This window comes from Sulfitobacter sp. AS59 (genome assembly GCF_038899995.1).
Taxonomy (GTDB): Bacteria; Pseudomonadota; Alphaproteobacteria; order Rhodobacterales; family Rhodobacteraceae; genus Sulfitobacter.
In genome coordinates, this window is sequence record NZ_JBBMQK010000003.1 from 278,178 (window position 1) to 296,036 (window position 17,859).

Below are 17,859 nucleotides of genomic sequence, written 5' to 3' on the forward strand. Positions count from 1 at the left end.
CGGGGAATTCTCCACGCTCACATGATCTCAAAATCGTTATCCAGAACATTGATCGAGGTCACATTCAGCAGCTCAAGCGTGTTGCCATTCCCAAAGTCAAACGAAACAAATCCATCGTTATTCAAGCTGGCATATTCGGCCAGTTGCGACAGGCTCCGCGCGCCACCGCCCCACAACATTGCATCCAGAACCAGCGTATCGATTTCGTTCTGAAAATCGACGATCCGGTCTTCGCCGGACCCGAAATGAAACCGGTCAGCGCCGATCCCACCGGACAGGATATCATCGCCATAGCCACCGTCCAAAGTGTCATGACCTGCGTTTCCTTTTAGCAGGTCGTTCCCTGCCCCGCCGGCAAGCAAATCCGACCCATTATCGCCTTGCAAACGGTCATTTCCATCACCGCCATCAAGGGTATCGTTGTTGATACCGCCCGCCAGCAGGTCATCGCCGCTTTCGCCCTGCAATTTGTCGGCACCGGCGTTGCCGTACAGCTTATCCTTGCCATTGCCCCCGAAAAGCTCGTCCGACCCTGCGCTGCCTGACAAGGTATCATTGTCATTGCCCCCCGACAGATAGTCCGAATTCAGCCCGCCGGTCAGTTTGTCATCGCCATCGTCACCAAACAAGCGATCAGCGCCATTATTTCCGGTAATGACATCACTGCCATCCCCCCCGCCGATCACGTCATACCCGTCGCCACCGTATATAAGATCGTCGCCACCATCGCCGCGCATCGTATCCCAACCGATCCCGCCCCATATCTGGTCAACGCCGGTGCCGCCTTCGATCATGTCACTACCGCCATTCCCGTACAGGTCGTCATTGCCGGCATCCCCCTTGATCGTATCATCGCCACCCATGCCATATATCGTATCGTTCGCCGCCAGCCCTTGAATAAGGTCCGACGCGCTATCCCCCTCCAACCGGTCGGTTCCGGCGGTACCCATCAGGTTCAACGCCACAGGATTTGCTGGTGTAACGGGGCTGTCGGGTTCATCGGGCAGCACCATGTTTTGCGGAATATAGGACGTGCCTAATATGATCTGAGGAAGCAAATCCTCGTATGTGATCGGCTTGCCATCCGCGCTTTTCAGGGTCAGGTTTTCGTCCCCCAACGTCAGAACCGCGCCCGTGCTGGTCGACTGGAACGCCGATTCTGGAATGCTGCGCACAAGGGGCCAGCCCGACAGGTCAAGCATGTCCTGCTTTGTATCAAAATCGCTGATGGTATCGGCGGTGCCATCAGCCGTCATAATAAAACGATCCGCCCCGGCACCGCCTGTCAAAAGGTCGGACCCGCTGCCATCCGAAAGAAAATCGTCGCCCACACCGCCTGATATGGTGTCGTTTCCCGCCTTCCCGGTCAGAAAATCATCGCCTGCCGTACCGTTCAGCAATTCCGCAGCACTCGTGCCAAAAACCGGCGTCGCCCGACCGGAAATGTCCAGGGTAAAGGCGCTTAACCCCGCCTCGGCACCGGATGCTGTGACGAGGTGCAGCATATTATTCTGGACGGAAAAGCTTAGCGTCGATGGCGCATCAAGGATCGTATCAACCGCATCAACGATGGTGCTGAGATGCAAAAGCCGCCCGTCTGGCGAAAGCTCAAAAACCGACACACCATCATCGGCCCCCGCTGCCGCGAGATAGGCCCGGTCGTTATGAACCACAGTTTCCAGATGCGTCACATCATCAAACCGCGTGTTCAAGGTATCAAGTAAATGATCCGTCAGCTGCATCGTTCCGTCAGCGCCCAACCGCACCACGGTCAGCGACCCGCTTTCAGAGGACCCCATCACGCCAAAGGACTGATCGCCGATCGCAACGAACGAAACAACACTTGGGCCCGCAATACCCACGCCATCCTCGGCCGAAATACGCGCGACCTCGGTCGGCCGCCCGCCGCTGTCTAACCTCATGCTGATCAATGCGTTTTCAGAGGCTGAAGCCACCAAAAGTTGCGGCGTACCCCCGACATCCGCAATGCTAAGCCCGGTCAGGGCGGTCTGCGATGGCGATCCTACGCCGCCGTTCTGTACCTCTGTGACCGACCCGTTATCATTGATCCGCCAGACCCCGACCGCATCAGAACCTCGGGTAATGCCGTATAAATACGGTTGCCCGCCAACAATCGCGACCTCGGCCCCCAGCATTTGCTGCGGCAATGTCGCGCCGGTTACAGCAGCGACATTGGAAAACTTGCCATCCGCGGCAAGATCGATTTTCGTGAGCGCCGCATTCTGCACGCCGGTCAGATACAGGCTATCGCCAACCAGCGTCATTTTGTTGACCGACCCGGATTGCGCGGCACCCGCTATGGCACGACTGTCCAATTGCGTTAGCCCGCCATCCGCACCGATACGATACGCCAGCAAATCACCGCCCCCGAACCGCGAAGTGGTATACAGAATCGACCCAGAAGGCGTATCAAAAACCACCATGTCGGTGACGCCGGTCAGAAAGGAATCCGATCTGCCCGGCAAAGTTGCTTTGTGTTCGAACGCCATTTGACCCATTCCCCAGATACTTACCCGGGGATGATATTGGTCAAAATTCGTTAACCGCTGATATTAGCTCTGTGGCAACTTAGTGACGTTCTTAGCCAATTCTATCAATTCGGACAGGCCGGTTTACAGATACACACCGCCCGTTTGCGTTGCCCCTGCAACGTCGCCCGGCAGAACCACACCGCCGCTATCAATCACCGCATTTGCAGACACTTCATACCGCGTACCTGTGGCGCTGCCCGCAAAGCTTTGCCCGGCAAAGCGGGCGACGCTGGCATGTGTGCAAACGTAAAACCCATCTACGAAATCAGGGGTGCCGGTCAACGTCACGGTTTGCCCGTTCCCATCAAACTGCGCACCATCAGATAGATACAGGTGATACCCCGCATCGCCGTCAATCAGACAACCACCTTCCAACGTCATCCTTGCCCCACGCAGTTCGACATGCCCGCCTGCCTCGCCAAAGTTAACGTTATCCAGCCGCAAATGGCTGTTCCCGCTCGCTGACACCACGGCGGCGGAACTGCTGGTATTTTGCAGCTTAAGCCCGCGCAAGGAGACCTCTCCCTGTGCGATGGCAAACGCCTGATCCACCGCATCCATCACGACCAGATCCGGTGTTCCGGTATCACCCTCAACAACCAAACGCCCGCCACCGACCAGGGCGCAATCGACGTTAACCGGTTGTGCCAAGCCATAGGTGCCATGCGCTAACTTCAGCGTGATGTCATTCCCGCCCGTGTCGACCCTCATCGCCGCCTCAACCGCCTTGGCAATCGATGCGAAGGCACCGGCCCCCGCAGTCAGACCATCATTCCCGTCATTCCCCATCGTCTGGTCGACATAGTAACTGCGCGGTGCAGTTAATATTTCGCGCCAACCCGCCACGGCAGTTTGAATGCGTCCGGTCTGGGCATCCACACGCAATGCTTCGATCCAGTTCGACCCATCCGCACTGACCTTGAGCGTGAAATCATCGCTTCCGGCGATGCCCATTTCGGCGCGCCCGCCCCACCCTGTCTGGAACAGCAGGCTGGCTGTATCCCCTTGGCCGGATTTGTTAATCTTGAGCTGATGCCCCCCACCCGCGTGGTTCAACAGCACAGCATCCGATGACACGGCCAGCTTGTTATAGCCGTCAAAGCTGGTTCCGATCCCCAGCCCCGGCAGATTGTTCAATTCGGGCTGCTGCCCGACCCATGTGGCACCGTCAAAAACGACCGCAGTGTTGGTGTCACGCACCTGCGCGCTCCACCCCTCCAGCGGCACAATAAATTGCCAGTTCGCGTCGACAAAAACAGCAATATTGCCGTCTTGCCCCGCCCAGTCGGCCTGACCGTTTGCGGCGACCAAATACCGGTCCCCCTCAACGGCAGTACTGGGCGGCACGGATTGATCCGCCGACAGAACAGCCAGCTGCACAACCGTATCCAGCAGTCTTAGCGCTTCGTTATGGGTCACATGCTTTTGCGCCTGTGCGGGCTGAATATAGGGCATCGAAAGGATCGGCGAAGTATCAGACATGTGCGGGCTCCGTGGGTTGGGCATCAGATCGCGGCCAAGCTGCGCTAAACCGGTTAACGCGCCGTAGGTCCACCGAACGCTCAGCACCCGTTTGCCTATCCCCCCGATCAATGCTTTGCTGCGCCCAATGCAGGAGGAAACCATGACAGACGGCCTAAAGATCGAAACCTCGGAAGGCGTGACAACGATTGCGCTGAACGACCCCACTACCCTTAATGCGCTGACCCCAAATCTGGCGGTCTCGCTTACCGCCGCTCTGGAAAGCGCGGCCAAGAACAGCCGCGCGATTATCCTGACTGGCTCGTCCCGCGCGTTTTGTTCCGGTGCGAATTTGCAGGCTCGTCCAGCCGCAAAGCCCGGTGAAATCAATGCCGGATCAGCGCTGGACGAAGCATATAACCCGCTGATGATGGCAATCCGCAATCTGGATGTGCCCCTGATCACCGCGATAAACGGACCGGCCGCTGGCATCGGTGCCTCAATCGCCATGGCGGGTGACATCATCGTCGCAGGTAAAAGCAGTTATTTCCTCGAAGCGTTTTCCCATATCGGCTTGGTCCCTGATGGCGGTGCCACATGGATGTTGGTGCGCAACGTTGGGCGTGTCCGCGCGGCTGAGCTTGCCCTGCTGGGTGAAAAGCTCCCCGCGCAACAGGCCTTTGACTGGGGCATGGTCACCAAGGTCGTGGAAGATGACGCCGTGATGCCCACCGCCCATGCATTCGCAACGCGCCTTGCAAACGGGCCGACCCACGCGCTTGGACTTATGCGGAAACTGCTCTGGCAAGCGGGCGATGGCAGCTTCCAAGACCAACTGGCCGAGGAACGCGACGCCCAAGCCTCCGCCGGGAAACATCCGCATTTTGCCGAAGGCGTCGCCGCATTCTTGGAAAAGCGCAAAGCCAATTTTGAATAGGAGCAACCCCATGCCCGGACCCCTCAAAGGTTTGCGGATTATTGAGTTTGCGGGCCTCGGTCCCGGCCCATTTGCCTGCATGATGCTTGCCGATCACGGGGCCGAGGTCATACGAATTGAACGCCCCGGCGGCACCAAAGGCGGCCCAGAAAGCGACGCGCGCACCGATATCCTGCTGCGGTCGCGCAAGCGCATCGCAATTGATATGAAGTCAGACAGTGGCAAGGCGGTTCTGCGCGATCTGATCGCAACCGCCGACGGCCTGATCGAAGGGTTCCGCCCCGGCGTGATGGAGCGGCTGGGCCTAGGTCCCGATGAAATGCTGCTGCTGAACCCCAAGCTGGTTTATGGCCGCATGACAGGGTGGGGCCAGACCGGCCCCTATGCCCGAATGGCCGGTCACGATATCAACTATATCGCGCTGTCCGGCGCGCTGCATGCCTTTGGCCGCAAAGGCGAAAAACCGACCCCGCCGATTAACATGATGGGTGATTTCGGCGGCGGTGCGATGATGTTGGCCTTTGGCATGGTGTCCGCCCTTTTGCATGTGCAACGTGGTGGCAACGGCACCGTGATCGACGCCGCAATGACCGACGGGTCCGCCCTGTTGATGTCGATGATCTACAGTTTTCATGGCCAAGGCTGGTGGAAGGACGAACGCGGCGTCAACATGCTGGACACCGGCGCGCATTTCTATGACGTCTACGAAACCCGTGACGGTAAATTCATCTCGCTAGGGTCGATTGAACCCCAGTTTTACGCCCGCATGTTGGAATTAACCGGCCTTGCCGATGATCCTGCGATGGCTGCCCAAACCGACCCGAACAAATGGGACGAAATGCGGGATAAGTTAACCAAAGTGATCGCGGAAAAAACCCGTGATGAATGGGATGCGATCATGACCGGATCAGACGCATGCTATGCACCGATATTATCCCTGACCGAGGCACCGGACCACCCCCACAACCAAGCCCGTACAACATTCACAACGGCAGGTGGCGTGCGCCAACCAACCCCTGCACCGCGCTATTCGTCAATCGCGACGGTGCCCCCGAAAATGCCCGACGGCCAAACACACACGCGGCAGATACTCGCGGATTTAGGCTATTCCGAGGACCAAATCGAACAAACCCTCGCCCAAGGCGACGTGTCTTAGCGGCCTAACTGCTGGACAATACCGAACCACACACCGTCAAACCCATGCGCGCCAGACGTTAAATGTACAAATCCCCGAAATACGGGCCTATATAGATCCCTGATGGGCACCGAATCTAGGATCAGAAAATTGGCATATTTAGGCCACCCAATCATACGGACACCGCTATGCGCGCGATGATTCCGGCATGGGTTAACGGGACATTGACCCCTGTTGAAAAGCTTGAGGTGCACCAACGTGGGCTGCGCCACAAAGCCATTTCGGTTTTCATCATGCGCGGCAGTGAAACCTTAATCCAGCGCCGCGCGCTGTCGAAATACCATACGCCCGGCCTGTGGGCCAACGCCTGTTGCACCCACCCGTTTTGGGATGAACCCGCATTGGCCTGTGCCAACCGGCGCCTCGACGAAGAGTTGGGGATTACAGGCCTGCGCCTGATGCACCGTGACCAGATCGAATACCGCGCGGATGTTGGCAATGACCTGATCGAACATGAGCTTGTTGATATCTACACAGCCGACGCCATCGCCCTGACCAGCGTCACGCCAAACCCGGAAGAGGTCATGGACACCGCGTGGATCGACCTTGAAGAGCTCGCACGCCAAACCCGTGAAGAGCCGCAGAAATTTACCCCATGGCTTCGCATCTATCTGGCCGAGCACAGAGAAAGCATATTTCCTGCTTAACCTTGTCGGGCCAATCGAAAACAGGCTCTAATATGCGGTTTAGAGCCTAATCCGTACTTCATATCTACAATACTGAAGTCGCAGACCTCTCATGAAGGCTGATCAATCACACATGTCGTCAGAGATCACTCAACAAGCCAAATTCGACCCTAAAATGCCATTTTGTCAAGATTTACGGCACCTCTGGTCAACGATAGTGCCCAACTTTTCTCTGGACCGTTAGCGCTCACACCCTTATCAAACTCCAAAGCCAATCGGTTGGAGGCACTATGATACTGTGTTGCGGAGAAGCATTGATCGACATGATCGAAGGGGATGGCGCGTTCACGCCCCATGTCGGTGGTGCCGTATTTAACACGGCCCGCGCATTGGGCCGGCTCGAGCAAAAGGTCGGCTTCGTCTCTGGCCTGTCGACCGATATGTTCGGCACCAAGCTCCAAGACGCCCTGCACGCCAGCCACGTCGATACATCGCATGTGATTTTTTCGGATCGCCCGACCACATTGGCCTTTGTCCAACTGTCAGGCGGGAATGCCACCTACACCTTCTATGATGAAAATACGGCGGGCCGCTCCCTTGATCCTGCCAATCTTCCGACGATCCCTGACACCGTCAGCGCGCTGTACTTTGGTGGCATCAGCTTGATCGGGATGCCCGCCGCCGATTTCTATGCCGCGCTGGCCGTCAATCAGGCAGATGATCGCGTGATCATGATTGATCCCAACATTCGCCCGCAATTCATCACCGACCCCGCCGCATACCGCGCGCGCTTGGCCAAAATGATCGCCGTGACCGACATTCTTAAGGTCTCGGATGATGATCTGAACTGGCTCATCGACGGCCCCGCCTCGCTGGATGACAAAGCAGCGGAAATTTTGGCTCAGGGTCCAAAGCTGGTGATCGTCACCAAAGGCAGCGACGGGGCTAAAGCATATCTTGCCAGCGGCCACAGCGCCGAAGCTGCCGCCCGCAAAGTCGACGTCGTTGATACCGTCGGTGCCGGCGATACCTTTAACGCCGGGGTGCTGGCGAAACTGTCCCAAATGGGCTGCCTCACCAAGCAAGGGATCGCGACGCTTTCCGCCGATGATGCGCAAGCCGCGTTGCGTTTGGGCGCAGAAGTCGCCGCCGTCACCGTGTCACGCGCAGGCGCAAACCCACCGCTGTTGTCGGAACTGTCAATCCCGATCTGATGTGGCTTCCTCAAGCGGGGTAAAGATCACGAACTGCCCCGCATCCGTTGTCCGCAGGTGAATTTCGCGTTGGTCAGAATCGCCCAAATCTGGGCGCATCGGGCAATCATCCGGGGTCAGATCGCAATTGATCACTTCACGACCCGTAAGATGGCGGAATCGCAGCGAAAACGCTTCGCGTGCTTGAATGCTCGCCTTTTTTCCGGATGCGATGTCCATCGGGTTTCCGTAAACGAATATCGCCCCGTCAAGCGGCGCAATGTCTTGGGCAATCGCCTTGGTCTCGGCCTGCCAGTCCCGGAACTGGCCGTAAAACAAGAAAATCTGTATGAAATAGACGCCGATAATCAGCATAATGGCGTTCCGGCCCAGACGACTTGGCAAACCGCTTTGCGGGCTCAGCAACCCGACCGCCCGGACAATCGCCAACACGGCAAATACCCACATAAAGACAAAAGCACGCGGCGGCACGATAACGCCGATCTTGAGAACCTGCACAGTCACCAGCGCAATCCCTACGGACAGCCCGGCCAGGATATAAAGCGCCTCCATCCGGCGACGCTTGATCAGTATCGCGAATGACACGACCGTAAGAGCGGGGAAAAACAGCATCAAAGGCAAAAAGCCAAACCCGTTGCGGTGAAAGATAATCTGAAACGATTCGCGCAACTTGGGAAGGTTTTCCACCATCCCAACCAGACCCCGCGCAGACGTCGCTTCTCGCCACTCGGCCATGGGCACACCGAACACGCCATGCACCTGCCAGTTCAGCGCATAAACGGTGACCACCGCCGCGGCGAAGCTAACGCAGAACAACAGCAGCAACCCGGCCAGATCGCGCAGGGAACGATCTTTGGTTTTGGCGATACAGATGGCCAACAAAAGCAGCGGATAGGTCGTGTAGGCCATAAAGCTGACGATCACGAACACTGGCAAAAGCAAACGTAACGTGCGGTTTGATACCTTGCAGGCCAGTAGCCCGAACAGCGCCACAACAGCAAGGCCGGGAATCAACGTGTTGAACCATGGCGAGATTAGCATCGCCGACGGCGATACCATCAACATCAACGCCATCAGCACCGTGAACCGGTCGGCCCCTTTGCGTCCGCTTGCCACCACGGCGATGGATGCAACGCACAACGCCCACAGCCCTTGGTACAGGATAAAGTTCACCCAAGGCGGCGTAACGATAGGGCGCAGATGCCAGACATAGTTCAGCCAGCGCCCCTCGTGCAGGGTCTTATTCCAAAACATCGGCGCATCAGCGAAAAGCGCAGGAAAGTCATCGTGGCGGATCATGGGGTCGGCCAAATTCATCGCCGACATCAGCATCACCGCGATGAAAGCGACCAGTAAGGTCGGCCACAGGGTCAAGCTATTGCTGGTTGGGGGGTTCGCCATCGCTGCGATACAACTTAAGCCGCGCGGGCGGTCTTGGCCCGGCGGGCGCGGATGGCCAAAACCAATGCCCGCGCCTGTGCAATAAACGTCACCGCTGGCCGTGGCAGCAGTTTGACCAGCGCCAGCCGCAAGCGCCACCCTAGGTGACCCGTATTTCTAACCGGCTGACCGGCAGCAATTTCAGTGTCCAAAATATCCTGAGGCAACCCATCACGACCGGCCGCGTTCACATACAAGATCGTATTATAGCGGTACCAGGGCGCGACATGCCTGTTGTTCTTCAGCTCGGGCCGCACGCAATCAAACGCCACATATCCACGGGCGGTAAACAAATCTTGCCAAAACGACAAAGGTTGTTCGTTGATGTGGAATTCGCCACCCTGGCCCGTGACCGCAGCCGAAAATAGCACCCGATCAGATGCAAGTGTCAAGCTCTCCACAAGCGTTTCAGACGCCTCTGTTGGCAAATGCTCACCAACTTCAAGGCTTTGCGCCAGATCGAAACGGCGACCTGTTTCAACGGGTTTCGTCAAATCAGCGGCCAGGAAGTCTTCGGGCGCGACAGCCAACTGATCGCGATTCACATAGTCACCATCGACGGCAAGAACATCCACCGCACCGGCGCGTTGCCATTCATCCATCCAAACACCGCGGCCACTGCCCAGATCAATAACGCTTTGCGGCCGAAGCTTGGGAAACAGCAGCGCGATCAACGGTTTTGCGGATGCCCGTGCGCTTTGGTTGATATAGTCAAAAAACGTATCGTTATAGATATGGCTCATGATGTGATTTCCGTTCTGGAAAAAGGCACTGCAAAGACCCACAGGACCATGAATACAAAGTTCTGAACTGGCAAATATGTCGCCGCAATGGCAGCCGCCGCCCAGTCAGGCAGGCCGGTCAGCGAGGGCACAACCGATGTGATCAGGGCAGAACTGACAAAGCCCAAAACGACCATCACCGCAAACCGCAGGATCTGGCCAAGGTCATTCAACTGGCGGCTAAAAGTGAACGCCGCCTGACCCGCGTATTGCAGCATCACGGCCAGCCCAAAGGCAAACCCGTTGGCAAAAACCTGTGGTACATCTGCTGTCAAAAACGCCAGATACAGCAGCACATAGACCAACGCCGTGCCGCCCCCGACGAGGCAGAACCGAACCATTTTATGCTGCAAAATAGACATTAGGCACGCAAACGTTGGGGTGTCTGTGCGACGTCGCGGGTGTCTTCGCTCACGAAATACATCGGGCGGTTCTTGGCCTCGACATACAGGCGGCCGATATATTCACCCAATATCCCCAAGGTCAGCAATTGCACGCCCGAAAAGAAGCTGACGGCCAAAACGACCGATGCCCAACCCGGCGCTGTTTGATATACAACCAGCGAATAGATCACATAGACGGCCATCAATCCCGCCATCAACAGGCTGATAAACGACAAACGGGTGGCCAGCTTTAGTGGTTTGGTCGAAAATGCCGTCATCGCATCAATTGCAAACCGCATCATGGCCCGCAGGGGATATTTTGTTTCACCCAGCTCGCGCGGCGACCGGATATATTCGATGCCGACCTGCTTGAAACCGGCCCAAGCAAACATCCCACGAATGAACCGCGCTTTTTCCGGCATCGCCAGAACAGCATCCAGCGACCGACGGTTCACAAGCCGGAAATCACCTGTATCCTGCGGGATCGGTACATCGGACATTGCATTTAAAAAGCGGTAGAACAGGTGCGCAGTGGCTTTTTTGAACATCGTCTCGCCACGGCGTTCGCTGCGACGGCCATAAACCACGTCAAAGCCGCGATCCATCATGAACATCATATCTGTTAGCAATTCTGGCGGGTCTTGAAGATCGGCATCGAGCATAAAAATCCGCTCGCCCCGTGAGGCTTCCAAACCGGCGGTCAACGCGATTTGGTGACCTCTGTTCGCGGAAAGCTTTATCCCGCCAAGCTGTGGGCAGGTCAGCTTGGCGGCCTCAATCGCCTTCCAGGTTGCATCCGTTGATCCATCATCGACCAAAATAATCTCGGCCTGATCCTTCCAGGGTTTGATCGCCTGCGACAAACGCACCACGAGACCGGGGATAGACTCTTCCTCGTTCATGCAAGGGACAACAACTGAAAGATACATTCCGACACTCCGCCAGGATCAACGACCTGCTCAGAGGTAATGTTAATATGTGTCCGAAATTGGGCGCAGAATAGTCTAAAATTTGTAGCGCGATTCAATGTTACCGACACAGATTGAGAATCTGCGTCCAAAAATGCGAACGGCCGGGCATGAACCCGGCCGCTCGATCTAATGCGCTATGGGTTAGTTGGTCGCTATGTTACCGACGCTCAAGATTTGCGGCAGGATTTGCGACACGGCGCGGCTCCACTTGGTGACAGGCTGCTGGGCGATAAAGATGATGTCATCGGGGCGCAGTTCAAACCGTGGTGCCAAGGCAAAGTTCGCGGCATTACGCGCATCCAGATGCCATGCCGTAATGGCCCCGAATTCGCGTGGGTCAGACGACGACCGCAAGACATAGATTTGCGACACATCACCTGTCGAAGATGCAATACCATCAGAATCGTACATCGCGTCGGCGAGGCTCGCCTTGCGTTCAAATGGCAACGCAAACCGCGATTGCCTACCAACCTCACCCGCCAGATAGACATATTGTCGATTGTCGGCACCCAACTCGAGCCGCGCTTGGTAGTTCTCGCGCGCTTCACTAAGGTTGGCGCGGCGCAGGCCGACTTCGGCTTGAAGCTCGGCCAAAGCGGACGTCCGGGCAGCCTGACGCGCTTGGATCAACGTGATTTGCTGGGCGAAATAATCCTGCGCCTGCGACAGCTCGTATTCTGTATCCACAAAAACAGAATCACCTGGCAGCAGACGCGTCTTGGTCAAACTCGCATTTGAATAAAGCTGGGTTAACGGGATCTGATACAGCGTTCCATCACGGTACAAACGGATCGACGCGTAATCTTGATCTTGAACCGTAATACCGCCGGCGGCGGCTAGCACCTCCTCCAGATAGACGGGGGTTAGCGTCACAGGAACAACCGTCGGCGACGCAACCGCGCCCCCGATCGAGATTTTGCGCGAATTGAACTCAGAGATTTCCAGGCTGAATGTCGGGTCAATCTGGTTCTCGACAAGCCGCTGGAAAAGCGCGGCTTCGGCGTCTTCGATCGTCAGGCCAGCAATCCGCACACGACCGACGTCAGGGATGTTGATCGACCCATCATCCTGAACGGTATACCCTTGACGGGAGTTCTGCGCGGCCAGCAATCCGGAAAGCTGCTCAACCGAGGAAGCGGCGCGTGGCGTCGCGAGCAGAACAACATCGCCAACACCAATTTCATAAGGCCCGGCATTCACATCCGGTGGCAACCGCATTTCAAGCGCAGTAGGGCGCGTTTCGCTTTGGGCTGGTGGCGTGGGCAGCGCACCTGCCCCCCTTAGGCCAGAACCTGCCCCTGCCGTCTGCGAGAAAAACGCAGGGAGTGTTTGTGGCGTATAAGGTGATCGGTTGGCTTGGATCACTGTTTCAGGGTTCAAATCAAGGACCCGAACATTTGCCCCGCCTGCCACACCTTCGAAAACCTTAGGTGTGCGATAAACGGTGCCGCAACTGACCAGGCTAAGACCCAATACAACCATAAAAAGGTATTTCACGAAAACGTCACTCCTATCCAGCATTCTATGTCAGCGCTGCTACGCGCCTGACCCAGCCATAATTTAACGGATACCGGCCTGGGTGATAATATACCCAAACTCGTCCCCAGCCCATTGGCGCGACTGCACAATCTTACCATTAGCCACGCTCACCCAATAGGTGTTTGTAAACGACTGGTCCACACTTTTACAATCTTCAGTCATCACGCGCGTGGATACACGACCCATCTCTAGGTTGATCACGTCCGGCCCCTTGTTTTCCACCAAGCAGCGGTAGGTGCGGGTTTTGATCCGGTCATCGCCCGTAAGATTGCTGTGCAAACGGTCCGAATGGCCGGTTTTCCCGGATAAGATCAGACGCATCGGTTCTGAAATATCCGCCGCGAATAATTCGGTTCCGACGCCCCGCGTCCCACGAAGCATACCGTTTTGCATTATCAAAGCGCTCATATCCGCACTTAGCCAGGTGTCGACGCCGTTTACTGTGTCTTCTAACAGCAGACGACCGGATTGATTGCGGTTTTCAATGGTAACGACAAGCAATGGCACAGATGTGTCCGCCACCAGCGCCCCGAACCGCGGCGTGAATTGACCCGCGGGCACTTTCGCGCGTGCAGGGCCATCATCAACCATTTCAAGACCGCGATCTAACAGGCCTTGCGCGCCAGAACAGGCGGTCAAAGCCAAAGCCGTAATAAGAGTCACCACAACATGTCTAATCATCGCAGATATCTCCCCCAACCGTCGCTCAGCTCTTTGCCGCGGTAATCCCTGACAAAATCATGCAAACGGTTTTGAACCCTCAACCGCGCACCGCCATCTCGGGTAATTGGTTGGATGGTTTGCGAAATAGACGTTCTCGAAGGTTGTCCGGTAATCCACGACAAAGGAATTTCGATCCGCAAACCTTTGTCAAAAGAGCCTTCGCCAAAGGTGTCGAATGGCACGTCAGTCAACGTGAAATAGCCGCCAACCTTGAACCCGTTATTGAATTCCCGATCGATTGAAATCGTCGCACCATAGTCGCCGGCCAAATAGCGGCCCACATCCAGCTGGCCGTAGAACCCGTTTCCAAAATCGTAATAGGCCGACGCGTGGCCCGTAAGAACCTCATAATCTTGAAAGCCGAAAAGCATGTCAAAATCGCGCTGCTTTACATAGTTGATCTCAGCGCCCAACGCCAAGCGGCTAGATACCGGATACCATAAAACCTCGGCCGATACCCCGCCGAACATGTTTTCCAGATAGCCTGCGGAAACACGGCCAAACAAGTCCTGACCCGGACGGAACATATATTCAGCGGTTAACCTGTTAACTTCCAGCTCAGATTGCTGCGCGTATCGCACAGCATTGGTACGGACCGGTTCGATCAACGAATTTGAGACCCGCGTGGAATCTTCGATATTGCCAATCAAGGGGTACCGAAGCTGCCCGGCAAATGTCAGCCCCGGCGCGGGGCGATATGCCGCCTTTAGCTGCAGGCCGAAATCTGCCCGGATCGGGCTATCCGGGTCAAAATACGACGTCGCAACATATGGCCTGAAAGAGGAATCAAAAACCGGAAATGCATCTTCAACTGTGCCCAAACGGCTTTCGTCATGTGCATCTTCGATATCCGCACGTGCGAGGGTTCGCCAAGGCCCATCATAATCGAATTGCAGTTCTTCTAGGTCTGACCGCTGTGTCACAACCCGGCTGATCGGCACGCCGCTCTTTTGAAATACGACGGTAAACTCTTCGATCTCTGGGGGCAGGGTTGCCGCCATCGCCCGCGCTGTACGACCAGCGGCCTGCGCTTCCACGCCCCAACGCTTGTTGTCCACGCGCACAGTCACTTGACCGCCGCCCATCATAAAGCCTTGAAGCTCGATCCCCTCTGCAGCCAAGCGCGATTCAAGAACACGTTGAACCGCATCTTTCCCCCCGCCCTTCTGGGTGTTGTTCCAGTCCGCAATCGCCAATCGATTACGCGCCCCGACCGCGCGCGGCGCATTTTCCATGCCACCCGGAATGCTTGGCTTAAGCGGCTGCAGAACATAGCTCAGCTGAGCCCCAATTTCGTTGCCGCCTACGACGAACCCTTTCAGGTTCACACCATTTTTAAATCGATACTCAAGCCCAAGATTAAGCGGCGTAGAAATATCAATTCCAGTATAGGTAGATTCCTGACTGTATAGATCAGCGGAATACTCGGCAAAGAAGGTCGCCTGATCATTGATCTTCCACTTTACCCCACCAAACAAGGATGCAGGCCCGCGAAACCAGTTTCCGGTCTCAAGCTGGCCGCCGGTGTTTGAACCTTTTGTCCGGGTATCAAAACTGTCCGAAAAGACGCTCAACGGGTTAGAGAACGAATTACGGCCCGCCAAACGACCCCAGCCCATGCCGCCAGTAATCTCGATGTTCGGCCCAAAGCTTTTGGTGGCAACGATGTATTCGCTGCTGAAAATACCCGTTCCTAAAAAGTCACGCAGGCCGACCGCCATCGCAGGGCGGTACGTTCCCTCGTCAAACATTTGAAAATGGATGTCAAAACTACGGTCAAAGGTATCACCGCCTCGTGCGGTGTTGGGCGCGTAGATTTTGCTAATTTTCGTATACCGGAAACTGCCATAAACCCTTGGCAAAACCTGAAACGCAGCAGTGTAGCGATAATTGGGGCCAAATGCGCTTGCGGTAATGGCAAAATCGCCATCATTCATCACTTCCGCAGTGGGCATCTCAATCAACCCAGGCGTACCGTATGTTGTCAATGACTGCGCCGAGAGCACGGAAGCGCCCGTACTAGCGATCAGAAAAACCCCCGTAGCATATAATCTTCTTATGGTCCGCTCTTGCATCTGCGGTCCTTCTTATTATTTATACACAATAGGCGGACGATACGTAGGTTTGCTGAGAAGTTCACCAGACGGCACTGAATGTATCAGCTTTTTGACGAGTGATGCGCCAGTTTTGCAACACAGATTATCGGGCTGAATAAATGCTGGGAAAATGGTTTAAACGATCCAAGAAATCTCAGGCACATTTTGACCCTATTTGCCCGGATGAACCCGTTATCGCGATCGGCGATATTCACGGCCGGTTTGATATTCTGCAACGGTTTCAAATAGATAATCCAGATGCTCAGATTGTTTTTCTCGGCGATCTTGTTGATCGGGGTGAACAAAGCGCTGATGTTTTGAAAACACTGCACGAAGCGTCCAACGCGGTTTGCCTTATGGGCAACCACGAAAGAATGATGCTGGATTTCATCGACCAACCTGCAGAGCGTGGAGGGCGCTGGCTAAGATACGGCGGACTGCAAACACTGGGTAGCTTTGGTGTCTCGGGAATCTCCGAAACCTCCACCGGAGGTGATCTCGAGCGTGCACGCGATGCGCTGGTTGATGCCATGGGTCAGGATTTGTTGAATTGGGTGACCAACCTGCCCAATTGTTGGACGTCAGGGAACGTCGCATTGGTTCACGCTGGCGCAGATCCAGAGGTTCCGATTGATGCCCAAACAAGCACCACGCTGCTGTGGGGCCACCAGGATTTCGGCACTGTGGATCGGACGGACGGGATTTGGGTCGTTCATGGCCACACCATCGTCGACGCACCGGAAATGAAACCCGGGGTCGTCTCAATCGATACGGGCGCTTATGCCACCGGAAACCTAACTGCCGCAACGATCGTACCCGGCGACGTTTCGTTTAAGTATATTTAACCCTGATACTCGGCCACGCTTAACCCGAATTTAGCATCCGCTTCGCATGATCCGCCAATCTTGTAACGATTGGAAAAGGGTCGCGCGGGTAGATTATGGCGTTTCTCGACCATACTTCACGGCACATAAAAATCCTGCGCACCGGCCCCCCGCACGGGCTTTATGCACGGGGCGGAAAGCGCCTGTTTGATATCATGGTGTGTCTGGCTTTGTTGCCGGTCGTTGCTGTGACGATTCTGCTATTGTGGCTGATCGCCAAAACCCGCGCACCCTCTGGTTTGTTTGCGCACCCGCGTGTTGGCAAAAATGGGGTGGTATTTCGCTGTTGGAAAATTCGGACGATGATCGAAAATGCCGATCAGGCGCTGCTGGAAATTCTGGAAAACCACCCCGACAGAAGGTCGGAGTGGGCCACTACGCGCAAGGTTTCCAACGACCCGCGTATTCTTCCTTTTGGCAGGCTCCTGCGCCGGACAGGCCTAGATGAGTTGCCGCAAATTTGGAATGTTTTACAGGGGGATATGTCACTTGTCGGCCCGCGCCCCGTTACCCGGGCCGAGCTGTCATTATACGGCGATGGCAAATCAGATTATCTGGCGATCCGGCCCGGCATCACCGGGTTGTGGCAGGTGACGGCCCGCCGTGCACCCTGCTATATCCGCCGGGTAAAGCTTGACCGCCGATATGCGCATCATGTCACGTTCGCCGGGGATTTGCGCATTTTACTATCGACGCTTCCAGTGCTTTTTCGCCCAACCGGCCAGTGACCCTCCACATCCTGCAACGCATCTGTGGATTGCCTAAACAAGCCCCATAACGCCTGACGCCGTTGTGCCGCTGTTCAGCACACGGGCAATTCTGAACGGGTAAACCACACCTGCCATCAGGTTTGGCAACGTCACCGCATCGCCGCTTTTCAGCACCACCGAAAGATCGCCAGCGCCGGAAACCATGACAGCGCGTGTCACCTGCGCAATATCAGCGACATCATCGGGCGTGATTGGAAACCCACCACAAATTGGCCCCGTCAAACCGGCGCTATAATCATGAAAATTGTCAGTGGTTGGCATATTATTCTCCGTAATGAGGTTGGGC

General features: G+C 55.9%; 16 protein-coding genes. 6 read left to right on the forward strand and 10 right to left on the reverse strand.

Annotation, left to right across the window (positions count from 1 at the left end; all coding sequences use genetic code 11):
- Nucleotides 1–17: 17 nt before the first annotated feature.
- Complete coding sequence (locus WNY39_RS08815; RefSeq protein ID WP_342845189.1) at nt 18–2,510, reverse strand: calcium-binding protein; 2,493 nt, start codon at nt 2,508–2,510, stop codon at nt 18–20.
- Between the two features lie 123 nt (nt 2,511–2,633).
- Complete coding sequence (locus tag WNY39_RS08820; protein WP_342845190.1) at nt 2,634–4,034, reverse strand: DUF2793 domain-containing protein; 1,401 nt, start codon at nt 4,032–4,034, stop codon at nt 2,634–2,636.
- Nucleotides 4,035–4,176: 142 nt separating this feature from the next.
- On the opposite strand from WNY39_RS08820, the gene WNY39_RS08825 reads away from it, so the two are divergent.
- The 4 genes from WNY39_RS08825 to WNY39_RS08840 all read left to right on the forward strand — a co-directional run bounded on the left by WNY39_RS08825 (nt 4,177) and on the right by WNY39_RS08840 (nt 7,985).
- Nucleotides 4,177–4,950, forward strand: coding sequence for an enoyl-CoA hydratase-related protein (locus WNY39_RS08825; RefSeq protein WP_342845191.1), 774 nt, complete (start codon nt 4,177–4,179; stop codon nt 4,948–4,950).
- Between the two features lie 10 nt (nt 4,951–4,960).
- Nucleotides 4,961–6,106, forward strand: a complete 1,146-nt coding sequence (locus tag WNY39_RS08830) for a CaiB/BaiF CoA-transferase family protein (RefSeq protein ID WP_342845192.1) — start codon at nt 4,961–4,963, stop codon at nt 6,104–6,106.
- Between the two features lie 167 nt (nt 6,107–6,273).
- A complete protein-coding gene (idi, locus tag WNY39_RS08835) occupies nt 6,274–6,792 on the forward strand; it encodes an isopentenyl-diphosphate delta-isomerase (RefSeq protein WP_342845193.1) in 519 nt (172 codons plus the stop codon).
- Nucleotides 6,793–7,061: 269 nt separating this feature from the next.
- Nucleotides 7,062–7,985 (forward strand): carbohydrate kinase, encoded by a 924-nt coding sequence (locus WNY39_RS08840; protein ID WP_342845194.1) that lies wholly within the window; start codon nt 7,062–7,064, stop codon nt 7,983–7,985.
- Here the strand turns inward: WNY39_RS08840 and WNY39_RS08845 are convergent.
- The 7 genes from WNY39_RS08845 to WNY39_RS08875 form a co-directional block, all read right to left on the reverse strand.
- Nucleotides 7,971–9,359: a hypothetical protein gene (locus WNY39_RS08845; RefSeq protein WP_342845195.1), complete on the reverse strand. Its 1,389-nt coding sequence runs from the start codon at nt 9,357–9,359 to the stop codon at nt 7,971–7,973. The two genes, WNY39_RS08840 and WNY39_RS08845, sit on opposite strands and share 15 nt — an antisense overlap.
- Before the next feature lie 41 nt (nt 9,360–9,400).
- Complete coding sequence (locus WNY39_RS08850; RefSeq protein WP_342845196.1) at nt 9,401–10,168, reverse strand: methyltransferase domain-containing protein; 768 nt, start codon at nt 10,166–10,168, stop codon at nt 9,401–9,403.
- A complete protein-coding gene (locus WNY39_RS08855) occupies nt 10,165–10,569 on the reverse strand; it encodes a GtrA family protein (RefSeq protein ID WP_342845197.1) in 405 nt (134 codons plus the stop codon). Before WNY39_RS08855 ends, WNY39_RS08850 begins: the two co-directional genes overlap by 4 nt.
- Nucleotides 10,569–11,519: a glycosyltransferase family 2 protein gene (locus WNY39_RS08860; protein ID WP_342845198.1), complete on the reverse strand. Its 951-nt coding sequence runs from the start codon at nt 11,517–11,519 to the stop codon at nt 10,569–10,571. The genes WNY39_RS08855 and WNY39_RS08860 overlap by 1 nt, the downstream gene beginning before the upstream one ends.
- A 183-nt stretch (nt 11,520–11,702) precedes the next feature.
- Nucleotides 11,703–13,043 (reverse strand): polysaccharide biosynthesis/export family protein, encoded by a 1,341-nt coding sequence (locus tag WNY39_RS08865; RefSeq protein ID WP_342845399.1) that lies wholly within the window; start codon nt 13,041–13,043, stop codon nt 11,703–11,705.
- A 78-nt stretch (nt 13,044–13,121) separates the two neighbouring features.
- Nucleotides 13,122–13,781, reverse strand: a complete 660-nt coding sequence (locus WNY39_RS08870) for a YjbF family lipoprotein (protein WP_342845199.1) — start codon at nt 13,779–13,781, stop codon at nt 13,122–13,124.
- Nucleotides 13,778–15,829, reverse strand: a complete 2,052-nt coding sequence (locus WNY39_RS08875) for a YjbH domain-containing protein (protein WP_342845201.1) — start codon at nt 15,827–15,829, stop codon at nt 13,778–13,780. The genes WNY39_RS08870 and WNY39_RS08875 overlap by 4 nt, the downstream gene beginning before the upstream one ends.
- A 209-nt stretch (nt 15,830–16,038) precedes the next feature.
- On the opposite strand from WNY39_RS08875, the gene WNY39_RS08880 reads away from it, so the two are divergent.
- On the forward strand, nt 16,039–16,764 hold the full coding sequence (locus WNY39_RS08880) for a metallophosphoesterase (protein WP_342845202.1): 726 nt from the start codon (nt 16,039–16,041) through the stop codon (nt 16,762–16,764).
- Between the two features lie 95 nt (nt 16,765–16,859).
- Nucleotides 16,860–17,531, forward strand: coding sequence for a sugar transferase (locus tag WNY39_RS08885; RefSeq protein ID WP_342845203.1), 672 nt, complete (start codon nt 16,860–16,862; stop codon nt 17,529–17,531).
- 33 nt (nt 17,532–17,564) lie between these two features.
- Here WNY39_RS08885 and WNY39_RS08890 read toward each other — a convergent pair whose 3' ends face one another.
- Complete coding sequence (locus WNY39_RS08890) at nt 17,565–17,834, reverse strand: hypothetical protein (protein WP_342845204.1); 270 nt, start codon at nt 17,832–17,834, stop codon at nt 17,565–17,567.
- Between the last annotated feature and the right edge of the window lie 25 nt (nt 17,835–17,859).

What these genes read in the sequence shown, in the direction of transcription:
- WNY39_RS08815 (WP_342845189.1), bottom strand. Translation starts at nt 2,510, where the DNA reads ATGGCGTTCGAACACAAAGCAACTTTGCCGGGCAGATCGGATTCCTTT.
- WNY39_RS08820 (WP_342845190.1), bottom strand. Translation starts at nt 4,034, where the DNA reads ATGTCTGATACTTCGCCGATCCTTTCGATGCCCTATATTCAGCCCGCA.
- WNY39_RS08825 (WP_342845191.1), top strand. Translation starts at nt 4,177, where the DNA reads ATGACAGACGGCCTAAAGATCGAAACCTCGGAAGGCGTGACAACGATT.
- WNY39_RS08830 (WP_342845192.1), top strand. Translation starts at nt 4,961, where the DNA reads ATGCCCGGACCCCTCAAAGGTTTGCGGATTATTGAGTTTGCGGGCCTC.
- idi (WP_342845193.1), top strand. Translation starts at nt 6,274, where the DNA reads ATGCGCGCGATGATTCCGGCATGGGTTAACGGGACATTGACCCCTGTT.
- WNY39_RS08840 (WP_342845194.1), top strand. Translation starts at nt 7,062, where the DNA reads ATGATACTGTGTTGCGGAGAAGCATTGATCGACATGATCGAAGGGGAT.
- WNY39_RS08850 (WP_342845196.1), bottom strand. Translation starts at nt 10,168, where the DNA reads ATGAGCCATATCTATAACGATACGTTTTTTGACTATATCAACCAAAGC.
- WNY39_RS08855 (WP_342845197.1), bottom strand. Translation starts at nt 10,569, where the DNA reads ATGTCTATTTTGCAGCATAAAATGGTTCGGTTCTGCCTCGTCGGGGGC.
- WNY39_RS08860 (WP_342845198.1), bottom strand. Translation starts at nt 11,519, where the DNA reads ATGTATCTTTCAGTTGTTGTCCCTTGCATGAACGAGGAAGAGTCTATC.
- WNY39_RS08865 (WP_342845399.1), bottom strand. Translation starts at nt 13,043, where the DNA reads ATGGTTGTATTGGGTCTTAGCCTGGTCAGTTGCGGCACCGTTTATCGC.
- WNY39_RS08870 (WP_342845199.1), bottom strand. Translation starts at nt 13,781, where the DNA reads ATGATTAGACATGTTGTGGTGACTCTTATTACGGCTTTGGCTTTGACC.
- WNY39_RS08880 (WP_342845202.1), top strand. Translation starts at nt 16,039, where the DNA reads ATGCTGGGAAAATGGTTTAAACGATCCAAGAAATCTCAGGCACATTTT.
- WNY39_RS08885 (WP_342845203.1), top strand. Translation starts at nt 16,860, where the DNA reads ATGGCGTTTCTCGACCATACTTCACGGCACATAAAAATCCTGCGCACC.
- WNY39_RS08890 (WP_342845204.1), bottom strand. Translation starts at nt 17,834, where the DNA reads ATGCCAACCACTGACAATTTTCATGATTATAGCGCCGGTTTGACGGGG.